Origin of the sequence: Rhodococcus antarcticus (genome assembly GCF_026153295.1) — a bacterium.
In the GTDB taxonomy this organism is placed as follows: domain Bacteria; phylum Actinomycetota; class Actinomycetes; order Mycobacteriales; family Mycobacteriaceae; genus Rhodococcus_D; species Rhodococcus_D antarcticus.
The window spans coordinates 1,891,526-1,905,016 of record NZ_CP110615.1 but is presented as its reverse complement, the minus strand read 5'-3'; the positions used below and the strand labels follow the sequence as shown (position 1 = coordinate 1,905,016).

Below are 13,491 nucleotides of genomic sequence, written 5' to 3'. Positions count from 1 at the left end.
TACCCCTGGGGGTAGTGCTACCTTCGTCGGCAGCGGGTACCCCCACCCGTATCCCGATCGTGGAGGAGAACGTCGTGAGCAGCGCAACCACCCTGGTGACGGACCCGTCGCCCGGCCCCGATCCGTCGGGGCCGGGCGTGCGCACCGAGGGTGTGCTGGCCCGGCTCGGGCGGACCATGGCGCTGCGGGCGCGGTGGGTGTTCAGCGTGTGGCTGATCGCCCTGGTGGCGCTGGGTGCGCTGGCCCCGTCGGTGTTCAGCTCGCTGGCGGGGGCGGGGTGGCAGGCGAACGGTTCGGAGTCCGTCGCCGTGCGGGAGCTGGCCCAGGCCCACTTCGGTGGGGCGTCCTCGGCCGCCGTGCAGCTGGTGGTGCACTCCGACACCGCAGTGGTGACCGACCCCGCCGTGCAGGACGTGCTGACCCGGGCGACGGCGGTGTTCGCCGCCGACCCCCGCTTCGGGCAGGTCGTGGCGCCGCAGCCCGGGGCCACGATCTCCGCCGACGGTCACACCGGGATCCTGATGGCCGGGGCCACGGGCACCACCGACGACATGGTGAAGGCCGTCGACGACGTGAAGGACCGCCTCACCGCACTGTCGGGCAACGGGATCGACGTCTACCCCACGGGCGCCTCCGCACTGTGGTCGGACTTCAACGCCGCCAACCACGACGCGATGATCACCGCCGAGCTGTTCTCCTGGCCGGTGACCCTGGCGATCATGGTGGTCGCCTTCGGCTCCCTGGTGGCCGCGGGCCTGCCGCTGCTGCTCACCCTGGCCGGGCTCGTCGCCTCCGCCGGTGGGCTGGTGCTGCTCAACACCGTCACCCCGATCTCGGTGTGGGCGATGAACTTCGCGATGATGTTCGCCCTCGCCCTGGGCATCGACTACGCCCTGTTCCTGGTGGCCCGCTTCCGCGACGCCCTGAGCCGCTCCGGCGACCGGGAGCAGGCCGTGGCCGAGACGATGGACACCGCGGGCAAGGCCGTCGTGCTCTCCGGGCTCACCGTGCTGGTCAGCCTCTCGGCCGTGCTGCTCGTGCCCGCCCCGGCCGTCCGGACCATGGCCGTCGGCATCATGCTCGCAGTCGCCTTCGTGCTGCTGGCGACGCTGACGCTGCTCCCGGCCGCCCTGGGTCGGCTGGGGGAGAAGGTCAACGCCGGGTCCCTGCCGCACGCCAAGCGTCAGGTCCACCGCTCCCCGCGGTTCGCCTCCTGGGGCCGGCTGCTGCACGCCCACCCGTGGCCCTTCGCCCTCGGCGCGCTCGGGGTCCTCGTCGCCCTGACCGTCCCGGTGTTCGGCCTCAAGGTCGCCATGCCCTCGATCCAGGTGGTGCCCGCGGACTCCGCGGTCCGCCAGGGCTACGACCTCGTCCAGGCCGGCTTCGGCCAGGGGGCACCCGGCCAGCTGCAGATCATCGCCCCCGCCACCCAGGCCGACGCCGTCGCGGCGGCCGCACGGGCGGTCCCGGGCATCGCGATGGTCGGCCCCGCCCAGGCCGCACAGGACGGGTCCGGGCTCGTGCTGCTCTCCGCAGTCCCCAACGTCGACCCCTCCGCCCCCGCCATGGGGGGCATCCTCGACCAGCTCAGGGCCGACCTGCCCACCGATGCGCTGGTCGGTGGGGCGCCGGCGGAGAACCTCGACCTGCAGTCCGCCCTGAACACCTACCTGCCGATCGTGGTCACCGTGATCCTCGTGCTCGGGTTCCTGCTGCTGCTCGTGGCCCTGCAGGCCCCGCTCATCGCCCTGCTGGGCACCCTGGTCAGCCTGCTCTCCACCGGTGCCGCGTTCGGCGTCGCCAAGCTCGTGTTCCAGGACGGGCACGGTTCCGGGCTGCTCGGGTTCACCCCGCAGGGCTTCCTCGACGGCTGGGGCCCGGTGTTCTTCTTCGCGATGATCTTCGCGATCGCCATGGACTACACCGTGTTCCTGCTCTCCACCGCCAAGGAGCACTACGAGCGCACCGGGGACCCCGAGGTCGCCGGAGTCGACGGGCTCGCCCACTCCGGGCGGGTCATCCTCGCCGCCGCCGCCGTGATGGTCGCGGTGTTCTTCTCCTTCGCCCTGGCCGACCCGCTGCCCCCCAAGGAGATGGGCGTCATCCTCGGCGTCGCCGTCCTGCTCGACGCCGGACTCGTCCGGCTCATCCTGCTGCCGGTGCTGCTGCGCCTGACCGGGCACGCCGCCTGGTGGTCCCCGCCCTGGCTGCGCCGCGTCCTGCCCACCATCCGCTTCTCCCACACCTGAACCCACGAGAGGACCACCACCATGTGCCGAGCTACCCCCTGCACGACGTGCGGCAAGACCACCTGGGCCGGCTGCGGCCAACACGTCGACACCGTCATGGCCCGCGTCCCGGCCGCGCAACGCTGCACCTGCGACCGCACCGCGGCTGCACCGTCACGCCTGCGACGGTGGCTCGGGCGGGGCTGACCGATCGTCGACGGGCGCGGGGTGGCGCTGCGCCGACACCTACAGCCCGACGCTGCCCTGCATGATCCCGCCGTCGACGACCACGGTGGTGGCGGTCATGTAGCCCGCCTTGCCGGAGGCCAGGAAGACCACGACGTCGGCGATCTCGGAGGCCTGTGCCATCCGGCCGAGAGGGATCGCGGCGTCGAGCTTCGCCTTCTTGGCCGGGTCGTTCTCGGTGCTGGTGTTGATGGGGGTGCTGACGGCGCCTGGGGCGATGTTCACGACGCGGATGCCGTGCTCGCCGAGCTCGACCCCGGCCGTGCGGGTCAGCATGCGGATGCCGCCCTTGGACACGCAGTAGGCGATGTTGCCCGGCATGGGCCAGTCCTCGTGGACGGAGGAGATGTTCAGGACGAGGCCGCCGCCGCCCTGGGCGACGAACTGCTGGGCGGCGAGCTTCGTGCCGAAGAACGCGCTCTTCAGGTTCACCGCCACGACCTCGTCGAAGTCGTCCTCGGAGGTGTCGAGCAGAGCGGTACGGGTCTCGATGCCGGCGTTGTTGACCAGCACGTCCAGGCGCCCGTACGTCTCGACCGCCGTCGCGATCATGGTCTGCAGGTCGGCTACCTTGGACACGTCGGCCTGCACCCCGACCGCACGGCCGCCGGCCGCCTCGACCTCGGCGACGAGATCCGTGGTGTCGTCGGCGTGAGTGACGTAGTCGATGACCACGCTGGCCCCCTCCGCGGCGGCGGCCCGCACGATCGCCGCACCGATGCCGCTGTTGCCGCCGGTCACCACGACGACCTTGCCGACGAGCGTGCCGGACGGGACGGCTGCGGGGTCGTTCGACATGATGGGCTCCTGACGTGGGTTCCGGTCGTGGGCCGTGCGAACGTAGCCCGCTCGGAGCCGGCACGGCGCCGCAGTCACCATTCGCACGCGCCACTCCGCGAGCTGGGGGCGCTCCACGCCGAGGTTGGTGTCCCGACCGTGGCGGGGGTGGACGACGGTGCCGTCGGGCAGCGCGATCGAGGTCGTGTGGGCGCGGCGAGCGAGCTTTCGCGGGACGACGTCTCGATCGGTTGCCCACTCGCCGCCCCCTGGGTTCCAGCGATCGACGCGACGTCCGATCGGGGGTGGTGTTGATGTGCCTGCAGAGAAGTTCGCCCACGGGTGTGCGCGTGTTGTCCTCCTTGCGAACGGGTGAAGTCTCCACGTGTCCGCCAGGGCAGCCGGAGCGGGTAAGGAGGCGGCACGCCGTTGGGTGCCCGACAGTTCTCTACCAAGAACACCGACCTCTCACGTCACAGCCACGAACACGTCAATGCCATCACGGAGCTGCGGAACGCGCACCCACGAGAGCTGTTGGACCACCAGACTCCCGCTCGACGGTTCCGCGCAGCGGCAAACGCCTCGTGGGCAGCGCCCTCACGACCTCAGGGGTCCTGAGTGATGCCCCTTTTCACCCACCGAAAACCCTTGTTGTTTCGTCGACCGTCAAAATCCGCCGGTACGACCGTCGACCCGTCGACCCGTCGACCCGTCGACCGTTGACCAGACGACCATCGCCACGACGACGACGACGACGAGGACACCGGCCCACGACAGCACCACCCAGATCAGCGCCCCGGCGAGCAGCGAGCACGCCGGGACCACGACCTGCGCGCCCACGGCGGGGCGGCGGCCGGCTCGGCACCGGGGGTGGTCATCCGCTCGACGGTACCGACGGGCCGCGGAGGTCTGCGGACGTCCGCAGACCACGGCACTCGGCGCAGCATCGCTGGAAAGTCACGACGGCCTTGAGTGGTCCTGGTCGAACCGCCCGGTCGCCCACCACACGCCCGTCGTTGCCCAGGACCCGGCCGCGGTGCACGCCGACGTCCTGGCCATCGTCGGGGCCGTCGAGCCGGCCCTGCGCACCTGGGTCGCCGGCGACAGCCGGGCCCCGGCCCTGGTGGCCCGGCACCGTGAGCACCCGGGCGGGGTGTTGGAGTGCTGGTCGGGCTCGTCCGGGCCGAGCTCAGACGTCGGGCAGGACCAGCTGCACGCGGGCGATGTCGGTGCACACAGGACCGAAGCCCTCGGCGCGCAGCCGGTTGTGCTCGGGGTCGAGGTCGTAGACGCGGTAGGCGTCCTCATCGACCCAGTCGTTGGTGATGGCGAAGTCCCAACCACCCTCGCGCAGCCCGGCATCGCGGCCGACCCGGCTGGACACGCGTCCGACGCAGGGCAGCGCCTCGACAGCGGCCAGGGCGGCGTCGAGCTGCGCGGAGTCGGCAGCAGCTCGGGAGGGGGTCGTCAGCGTGACGGAGCCGGCCAACGACGACGTTGCGGATCATGCTGCACACGCTAAGCCCGCCACGGACACACCGGAAGTGGCTGCGAAACGATCACGTCCCAGGGGTCGTGCAGCTCGTCGCGTGGTGTGGCCAGCGGGGTTCGGCCCCGCCGGTCCCGGCTACGGCGCGAACACCGCCCGTCCGGCGTCGGCGACCTGGTGGTCCTGCTCGACACTGCCGGCGCTGACCCCGACCCCACCGGCTACCTCACCGGAGGCGTCCCGAAGCAGGACGCCGCCACCGAAGACGACCAGCCGCCCGCCCGAGGTGGACTCGATGCCGAACAGGGGCTGGCCCGGCTGGACGAGTGCGGCCAGGTCCTTCGTGTCGGCTTGGAAGTAGACCGCTGTCAGGGCCTTGCGCTGGGCGATGTCGACACCGACGAGCTTCGTGCCGTCCATCGAGCTGAACGTCACCAGGTTCGCGCCGTCGTCCACCACCGCGATGTTCATCGGCTGCCCGATGCGGTCCGCCTCCGCCTTGCACGCCCGGACGATGGCCTCGGCCTGCTCCAGCGAGATGAGTCGTGCCATGTGGTGACCTCCTCAGTAGTCAGAGAACCCGGACGGGGACCTCGGCGGGGGCGCCGAGAATCTCATCAGTCTCGTCCTCGAGTCTGACCATGTCATCGGGCCGACGGCCATGTCGAGATGAGCTCAGCACGAGCTGACGGGGCTGCGCACCAACATGAACCTCCGCCAGACCAGCAGTCGGTGGACGCGCCGGTGCAGGATCGGTCACTGAGACGTACGCAGCGTTCGCAGCGCAATGCGCCAGATTGAGGTGTGCCGAAGGTGCTCTGGTGGGACGAAGCGGGCTCAGCGTGGCCTCCCGGCTCCTGCTGCCCTAAGTCGAGGCCGTGATCCTGGTGGTGCTGCTCGCGGCCGCCGCGACGACGCAGCTGCGCAGGTCAGGCAAACTCGTGGGGTGCAGAGTGATGACCGGTCGGTTCGGGCCCCGGACGACCGAGGTCCAGGGCCTGGTCCGTGGGACGGCGGCCGTCCAGTGGGAGGACGCCAAGCGGCTCAGCCGCCTCGCACGCCGCCGCCTCGCACGCCGCGGCCCGGCGTCCAGCGGCCTGGGACACAGCGCCCTGATGCGGCGCGGGGCTCCCGTCGCGGGCCCTCGGGCAGTAGTGAGCCGGGGGTGGGTCGGGGTGGGGGCGTTCCGCCGGTTGGTCCCCGCGGGGCCGCCGGCTCCCGTCGTCCTGTGGGCTCGTCCGAGCAGGGCGGTTCACGCGGCGGTAGCAGAGTCGCCACGATGGTGGCGGGCGCCCGGTCGGTGGTGGTTCGTCGGGTGGCGGTCGGGGTGGTGTCGGCCCTGGTGCTGGCCGGGACGGGGTACGCGTGGACGGCGCTGCACAGCCTGACGTCGGGGCTGACCACGTCGAACGCGTTGGCCGGGCTGGTGGACCCGGCCGGGGCGGGGGCGGCGCGACTGGGTTCGGACGTGAACATCCTGCTGATGGGTCTGGACACGAGGTTGGACCAGAACGGGGACCCGCTGCCGGCCGCGGTGCTGGATCAGCTGCACGCCGGTGACGGTTCGGAGGGTGGCTACAACACCAACACCCTCATCCTGATGCACGTCCCCGCCAACGGGGGCATGGTGACGGCGTTCTCCATCCCGCGTGATGACTACGTGGCGGTCCGGGACATCCCCGGCAACGACCACGTGAAGATCAAGGAGGCGTACGGGCTGAAGAAGGCGGCGACCGAGGACGCGCTGGTGAAGGCCGGGACCACCGACCGCCACCAGCTGGAGGCCCTCGGTCGGGAAGCCGGCCGCAAGGAAGCGCTGCAGACGGTGCAGGACTTCCTGGGGGTGCACATCGACCACTTCGCCGAGGTCAGCCTGGCGGGGTTCTACGACCTCGCGACCGCGCTGAACGGGGTGCAGGTGTGCCTGAACCAGGCGGTGAACGACCCGTACTCGGGGGCGGACTTCCCGGCGGGGGTGCAGACCCTCAACGGGGCCCAGTCCCTGGCGTTCGTCCGTCAGCGCCACGGCCTGGACAACGGTGACCTCGACCGCACCCACCGCCAGCAGGCCTTCCTCGCCTCCGTCACCCACAAGCTCGGCAGCGCAGGCACGTTCACCAACGTGGGGCAGCTGCAGGCGCTCATCGACGTGGCAGCCAGGGACGTGGTGGTCGACAGCGGGTGGGACATCGGTGCCTTCATCCCACGCGCGAGCAACCTCACCGGCGGCAACGTCCAGTTCAACACGCTGCCGATCCTGCGCTTCGACACCATCGACGGTCAGTCGGTGAACGTCGTCGACCAGCCCGCGCTCGCCGAGCAGGTGCAGGTCGCCTTCGGGCTGCGTCCGGCACCGGCACCACCCGCGCCGCTACCGACGGGGCCCCTGACCATCGACGTCGTGAACGCCGGTGCCGCGGCCGGTGTCGCCAGCAACGTCGCCAAGGCCCTCTCCGGGGGAACGTGGTCGCGAGGCACCGTGAGCAACACCAGCTCCGGGGACACCGCGGTCAGCTACGGGCCCGGTGCCAAGGCCCAGGCCGACGCGATCGCCGGGCTGATTCAGGCGCCCAGGTCGAGCGCCGACGGCACCGTGGCCCCCGACACGGTCCGGGTGGTCCTCGGCGCCGGGTTCACCGCCTCGCCCACCCTGCAGTCCGACGCGGCCACGCTTCGGACACCACCCCCGGCGGCCACGTCCGGCGGTGCCGCACCGACGACCACCGTCGGCCCGCAGGGCAACCCCGTCGACGGCGGCGGCATCCCCTGCGTCAACTGACGCTGCGCAGCGTGCGAGGTCGTCGCCGCCGCGAGTGCGAGTCCGTCGGTGGCGATGAGGCCGACGGCGGCGCTGAGGTTGTCGTGGCGGACGAGGCCAACCCACGCGCTCCGGGGCATCGGCGAGTTCATCCCACCTCGTCCTCGTTCGTGTCAGGTTGCCACGGTGCAGGGCCGCTGGGCGTGGGCCAGTGATGGTGCCCGGTCTGGTTGGGGTGTGCGGTCAGTACGCGCTGCCGGCTTGCCAGTCGGCCCAGGACAGCGACCAGTCGCCGTTCTGGGCGACCGTCAGCGGTGAGCCGCCGGTGTTCTTGACCTGCACGATGTCGCCGGGGATGGAGTAGTCGAAGAACCACTGGGCGTTGGCCTGGTTGAGGTTGAGGCAGCCGTGGGAGGTGTCGGTGTTGCCCTGGTAGGGGACGGTGGCGTCGAGCTGGTGCAGGTAGATGCCGTCGTTGCTGATGCGGGTCGCCCAGTTGATCGACTCCTTGTAGCCCAGTCGGGAGTTGACCGGCAGCCCGAAGGTCGAGGAGTCCATGACGACCGGGTTGGCCTTGTCCAGCACGGTGTAGGTGCCGCGTTGGGTCCAGAAGGAGATGGTCTGGCCGTCGATGACCTCGCTGCCGCCCATGCCCATGGAGGTGGGCATGGTGCGCACGAGGGTGCCGTTGTCGTAGACCTCGACCTGCTTGGTGGTGTCGTCTGCGATCGAGACGTGCGAGGCGCCGACGGTGAAGGAGGCGCTGGTGTCCTCCTGGCCGTAGAGCCCGCCGCCGACAGCCTTGCCGAACACGGTGGCGCTGGCACGCACCGTCGTGTCGGGCGCGTAGTACTTCTCGGGTCGCCAGTGGGCGTCGGTGTCGGAGACCCAGTTCCACGCCCCGGTCACCGGGGGGTTCGTCGTGACCGTCAGCAGCTTCTGCGCGGCCGCCCGGTCGGGGACGTGCTCGTCGAAGTGGGCGACGACGATCATTCCGACGCCATAGGTGCGGTCGTCACCGATGACGCCACCGCCGGTGGTGCGGAAGTAGACCTTGGTCTGGTTGGCCGGTGCGAGGGTGCTGAAGGTGCTGGTGGTGGTGGCGGCGGTGCCGTCGACACCGGTGCTCTGGGCGGTGACGGTGTACGTGCGCGTGTAGGCCAGGGGGCCTGTCGGGTTCCAGCTGAGCCCGTTAGGCGTCATGGTCCCGTCGACGGCAGCACCGGTGTCGTCGATGAGGGTCACCCGGGACAGCACACCGTTCGTCGCGGTGACCGCGACGGGGGCGAGGACATCCACCCCGGATGCATCCCACCCGGGGGTGACCGACACCGCGGCGGGGCGTGCGGGGACGGTCGTCGGGGCGGGGGTGGTGGGGGTGGTCGTGGTGGGGGCGCTGGTGACCGCTGCCGACGGGGTGCTGGCCATCGGCACCCGACCGGTGACCACGACGGTTGCCACCACGCCCGCGAGGGCGACGACCAGCAGCGAGGCGTGGCGGCGGTGGCGGCGGCGGGACGGGGGCATGACGTCAGCTCCTGGAGACGGGGGTAGGCACTTCGTGCAGCGGGGTCCAGCGGGGTGCGCAGTCCCACCGCGGTGAGCCTGAGAAAGAGGATCCCGGGTCGGGTGCCAGGGATGCCGATCTGGATCCCGTCAGCACGAGGGTCCGTCTACGGCTGGCGTTGCATCCAGCCAACAGCGTAGTCGCCCTGCTGTCCCCACCCCCGCCGCTGCGCTTTCGGACCCGGGTGTCGTGTCATCGCATGATGCCGGTGTGGCCGAGGGAGTATTTGCCTGGTTGGGGCCAGTAGGTCAGCCCGTGCGGTGCGGGGCCGGAGGGGATGCGAGCCAGGAGGGCCCCGTTGGTGGTGTCCAGGGCGTAGACCTCGTTGTCGAAGCGGCCGGAGAGCCAGAGCTGGGTGCCGTCGGGGGAGAGGTTGCCCATGTCGGGGCTGCCGCCGCCGGGAATGGGCCAGGTGGCGGTGACGGTGCGGGTGGCCCAGTCCAGGACGCTGATGCTGCCGGGGCCGTGAGGTTTGCCGTACACCTGGTTCGAGCCGCGGTTGGTGACGAACATGCGGTGGGCGGGGCGGTCGAAGTAGATCCCGTGGGCGCCGGTGCCGGTAGGGATGAACCCTTCCTCGGTGAGGGTGGCACCGTTCACGACCCAGACCCCGCCGGCCATCATGTCGGCCACGTAGAACACGGACCCGTCGGGGGCCAGGCGCACGTCCTGGGGCATGTTGGTGGCGGGACCCAGCGGCAGCGTCCCGACCTGCTGGTGGGTGAGCATGTCCACCTTGATGACCTTGCCGGCGAACTCGCAGCTGACGAGGGCGTACCGGCCATCGGCGGAGAAGTCGAGGTGGTTGAGTCCCTTGCAGTCGGTGGTGATGGCGAACTTCTTGTCCATGGTGGTGGCGTCGAGGAACGTCATCTGCTGGCTTGCCTCCGCCATGACGATCCCGTACTGCCCGTCGGGGGTCCAGTACAGGTTGTAGGGCTGGGCGGTGGGGATGGTGCGGGTGGGCTTGGCCGTCGTCGGATCGATCTGGGTGAGGGTGTTGGCCCCGTCGTTGTTGACCCACAGGCTCTTGAGGTCGTGGCTGGGCACCACGTGCTGGGGGCCCTTGCCCGTGGGGTAGCTGAACAGGACGGTGAAGGTCGTCGGGTCGATGACGGTCACGGTGTTGCCGTCGCTGTTGGGGACGTAGACCCGGGGTGGCACCGACGCCACGAGCGGGTCGAGCATGTTCGCCCCGGCGGCGCCGTAGACGTTGACCGGGGCGGTCGACGGGCCGGTCGGGGTGGACACCTCGGGGGGAGGACCGGTCGTCGGGGGTGCTGTGGACGTGCTCGCGGGGTCGAGGGCGGTGGTGGGGTCGGGGTTCGTCGTCCCGCAGGAGATGACCATCGTCAGGACGAGCACCAGGCCTGGAAGGGGGCGCCAACGGTGACGGGCCTCGCGCTGGGGCCCGCCGTGCCCACCCCCGGCGCGGTGGGAGGTCGTTGTCCGGGGCTGGCCGGAACGGGGCGGGAGATCCCTGGCGGAACGGTGCACAGGTGGTGTTCCCCTCGTGAAGGCCGGTCGTCTCACTCGGCGTCGTCGTTGTCGACCAGGGACATGCTGGCGCCGTTGGGATGAGAGCCGGGTGGTCTCTGGTGGGGCGGGCAGGGGGAAGGGCTGCCGTGGTGACCCAGCGAAGGACCTCGGCAGCCCCGGGCGATGGTAGCCCGGGCTGTCACCGGGGACGAGGGTGTCGGGGACCTCGGTGCGGAGACGGCGGCGGGCTGCGTTGTCCTGCCGGTGGCGCTGTCTTGATCGAACCGGGCGGGGGGTGCTGTGCGTAGGTACACACGACGGCCCGGACGTGCTGGGCCCGCAACATGGAGGTTCTCCTCGTGAAGAAGACCCAGCGCCTCGCGGCAGTCGGCGCCCTCGCCGCCCTCACCCTCACCATCTCGGCCTGCAGCAGCGGCGAGACGGCGTCCACGACGTCGAGCTCCACCACCGCATCTGCCGCCAAGACCACCACCGCGGCGCCCTCCTCCTCGAAGGCCGCCACCGCCGGCTCGGCCGACGGCGTCACCAAGATCGACCAGATCTTCGGCCCGGCCTGCTCGCAGGTCCCCACCACGGGCCCCGGCTCCGCGGCCGGCATGGTCGACGCGGCCGTCGGCACCGCCGCCAGCAACAACCCGCTGTTCAAGACCCTCACCGCAGCGGTCACCGCGGCCGGCCTGGTCCCGACCCTGAACGACACCAAGGCGGCCTACACGGTCTTCGGCCCGATCGACTCCGCCTTCACGGCGCTGCCGGCCGGCACCCTCGACAAGCTCCTGGCCGACCCGTCGGGCCAGCTCACCACGATCCTGACCTACCACGTCATCCCCAAGCGCTACGACGCCGCCGGCCTGGTCGCCGCCGGTTCCGTCAAGTCCGTGCAGGGTGGCGAGGTCAAGATCACCGGCACCGCCGCCGCTCCCCTCATCAACGGCAACGAGGTCCTCTGCGGCAACATCCCGACCGCGAACGCCACCGTGTTCGCCATCGGCACCGTGCTCACCCCGCCCAAGGCCTGACAGCGCGAGGCTGACCACCTCGGTGATCTAGCGACTGGTGCGGTAGCTGCGTCCGCACGCTCGTCCCGACGGGGGCGCCCCAGCTCGACCGGGGCGCCCCCGCCGTCGGTCCGCGGGGCCCGTCGGCGGGCCCCGCAGTCCTCACCCGCAGGTAAGTCTCGTGGGTGGTGACACCTCTCGCGTGGTGGTGGCTGGCACTGCTCTGTCTCGCCAAACCGAACCGTGAGCGGGGGACGGCGTGTCGCCCACCTGGCCCCCTCGACCACCCGCGGAAAGGTCACAAGGGCCGGTTTTGGAGGACCCGGAGTATCACGAACCCGGGAGCTCTAACGACGTCCCGGCACGCAGCACTGCCCCCGACCGGTGGGCGATCGAGGGCCGTGCTGCGTGGCTGTGGGCCACGGGGTGCGTCCGGGTCAGGCCCGCGTGGTCGGTCGGCGCAGGTACTGCCCGCGGGGCTCGCCCACGACCTGACCGTCGGTGAGCACAGCGCCGCCGCGCAGGAACGTGTCGGTCACCTTGGCGGTGAGCTCGAAGCCTTCGAACGGGGTGTACTCCTGGGCCGACTCCGAGTCCGCCGCCGCCACGACGTAGGACACCGCGTCGTCGACGAGACACAGGTCGGCGTCGTAGCCCAGTGCGATGTTGCCTTTGGTGTGCAGGCCGAAGCGCTGGGCGGGGTTGAACGAGGTCAGCTGGGCGATGGTGGAGTCGGAGAGACCGCGCTTGCGGCCCTCGCTGATCAGTCCGGCGAGCAGGTATTCGGTTCCGCCGAAGCCCGACTTGGCCAGGAAGACGTCATCCCGGGGCTCGCCGAACTTGGTTTCCTCCTTGCAGCAGGCGTGGTCACTGACGACCCAGGAGACGTCTCCTGCCAGCAGGTGCTCCCACAGCGCTTCGACGTCGTCGCGCGGGCGCAGCGGCGGGTTCACCTTGCCGCCGATCCCGCTGGCGGTGTGGATGTCGGCCAGCAGGTGGCCGATCGTCACTTCGCGGCGGAAGTTGATGTGGGGGAACGTGCCCTGCATGAGCATCGCTGCCTCCATCGCCTTGCGCGATGACAGGTGCAGCAGGTTGATGTTTGGCATCGAAGTCTCGTGCGCGAGGTAGCTGGCGATCGTGATGGCCAGGCCCTCGGAGTGGGGGGGGCGTGAGGCGCTGTAGGCCTCGAGGCCGCTGAGGCTGCCGTCGGCCTCCACGATCTTGGTGTAGGCCCGCATGATCTCGGCCGTCTCGCAGTGCAACGACAGCGACAGGCTGTCGGCGATGTCGGCGAAGCGTTCGTCCTCACGGGCCTTCTGCAGCCCGCGCATGATGAACTCGAAGTGGGCGTAGTCGTAGCTCTCGTCCTCGTCGAGCATCAGGAACGAGCTCTGGTCGGAGGAGCGGCCGTGCAGCCCGTGGGTGCCGTAGAACATGAAGATCTTGAACGAGGTGACGCCGTGCTCGGCAATCAGGTTCGGGATCTCGTCGATGTGCTGTCCCTCGATCGGTGCCAGGTGGAAGGCGTAGTCGACGTAGGCCCGGTTCTCGGTGGCCTCGAGCACCTTCGGGAAGACGTCGGCGTACGGACCGCTGGTGTTCATGTAATAGGCGCCGGTGCGCATGTAGGTCAGTCCGCTGGTGACCCCGCCCTGGGCGGCGGCCCGGCTCTCGGTGACCGCGTCCTCCGACAACGGGTTGTAGATGCCCCAGTGCTGGTGGGCGTCCACGACGCCGGGGTAGGCAAGCTTGCCTCCGCCGTCGACCACCTCGGTGGCCTCCTCGACGGGGATGTCGGCCTCGATGCGGGTGAAGACCCCGTCCTTGATGCCCAGGTCGACCCAGGACACCTCGTCGTGGTCGGGGCGCACGACACGCACGTTCTTGATGAGCAGGTCCAACGACGACACGACGGCCTCCAGGGT

At 70.6% G+C, this 13,491-nt stretch carries 11 protein-coding genes; 4 read left to right on the top strand and 7 right to left on the bottom strand.

The window, feature by feature from the left end; genetic code table 11:
• Window positions 1–95 precede the first annotated feature (95 nt).
• The gene (locus RHODO2019_RS09145) at window positions 96–2,249 is read left to right on the top strand and encodes an MMPL family transporter (protein ID WP_265384702.1); all 2,154 of its coding nucleotides are present in this window, start codon (window positions 96–98) and stop codon (window positions 2,247–2,249) included.
• A gap of 21 nt (window positions 2,250–2,270) precedes the next feature.
• Window positions 2,271–2,435, top strand: a complete 165-nt coding sequence (locus RHODO2019_RS19460) for a DUF8730 family Cys-rich protein (protein ID WP_494338165.1) — start codon at window positions 2,271–2,273, stop codon at window positions 2,433–2,435.
• Window positions 2,436–2,474: 39 nt separating this feature from the next.
• On the opposite strand, the gene RHODO2019_RS09140 is transcribed toward RHODO2019_RS19460, so the two are convergent.
• The 4 genes from RHODO2019_RS09140 to RHODO2019_RS09125 form a co-directional block, all read right to left on the bottom strand.
• A complete protein-coding gene (locus RHODO2019_RS09140; protein ID WP_265381512.1) occupies window positions 2,475–3,272 on the bottom strand; it encodes an SDR family NAD(P)-dependent oxidoreductase in 798 nt (265 codons plus the stop codon).
• 645 nt (window positions 3,273–3,917) lie between these two features.
• A complete protein-coding gene (locus RHODO2019_RS09135; protein ID WP_265381511.1) occupies window positions 3,918–4,091 on the bottom strand; it encodes a hypothetical protein in 174 nt (57 codons plus the stop codon).
• 349 nt (window positions 4,092–4,440) lie between these two features.
• Window positions 4,441–4,740: an antibiotic biosynthesis monooxygenase family protein gene (locus RHODO2019_RS09130; protein WP_265381510.1), complete on the bottom strand. Its 300-nt coding sequence runs from the start codon at window positions 4,738–4,740 to the stop codon at window positions 4,441–4,443.
• 138 nt (window positions 4,741–4,878) lie between these two features.
• Window positions 4,879–5,292: a GlcG/HbpS family heme-binding protein gene (locus RHODO2019_RS09125; protein ID WP_265381509.1), complete on the bottom strand. Its 414-nt coding sequence runs from the start codon at window positions 5,290–5,292 to the stop codon at window positions 4,879–4,881.
• A gap of 763 nt (window positions 5,293–6,055) precedes the next feature.
• On the opposite strand from RHODO2019_RS09125, the gene RHODO2019_RS09120 reads away from it, so the two are divergent.
• The gene (locus tag RHODO2019_RS09120; RefSeq protein ID WP_265381508.1) at window positions 6,056–7,519 is read left to right on the top strand and encodes an LCP family protein; all 1,464 of its coding nucleotides are present in this window, start codon (window positions 6,056–6,058) and stop codon (window positions 7,517–7,519) included.
• Window positions 7,520–7,741: 222 nt separating this feature from the next.
• Here RHODO2019_RS09120 and RHODO2019_RS09115 read toward each other — a convergent pair whose 3' ends face one another.
• Together RHODO2019_RS09115 and RHODO2019_RS09110 are read right to left on the bottom strand one after the other, a co-directional pair.
• A complete protein-coding gene (locus tag RHODO2019_RS09115; protein ID WP_265381507.1) occupies window positions 7,742–9,025 on the bottom strand; it encodes a L,D-transpeptidase in 1,284 nt (427 codons plus the stop codon).
• A 232-nt stretch (window positions 9,026–9,257) separates the two neighbouring features.
• Window positions 9,258–10,430 (bottom strand): YVTN family beta-propeller repeat protein, encoded by a 1,173-nt coding sequence (locus tag RHODO2019_RS09110; RefSeq protein ID WP_265381506.1) that lies wholly within the window; start codon window positions 10,428–10,430, stop codon window positions 9,258–9,260.
• A 473-nt stretch (window positions 10,431–10,903) separates the two neighbouring features.
• On the opposite strand from RHODO2019_RS09110, the gene RHODO2019_RS09105 reads away from it, so the two are divergent.
• Window positions 10,904–11,584 (top strand): fasciclin domain-containing protein, encoded by a 681-nt coding sequence (locus RHODO2019_RS09105; protein ID WP_265381505.1) that lies wholly within the window; start codon window positions 10,904–10,906, stop codon window positions 11,582–11,584.
• Between the two features lie 416 nt (window positions 11,585–12,000).
• On the opposite strand, the gene RHODO2019_RS09100 is transcribed toward RHODO2019_RS09105, so the two are convergent.
• Window positions 12,001–13,476: a dihydroorotase gene (locus RHODO2019_RS09100; RefSeq protein ID WP_265381504.1), complete on the bottom strand. Its 1,476-nt coding sequence runs from the start codon at window positions 13,474–13,476 to the stop codon at window positions 12,001–12,003.
• Between the last annotated feature and the right edge of the window lie 15 nt (window positions 13,477–13,491).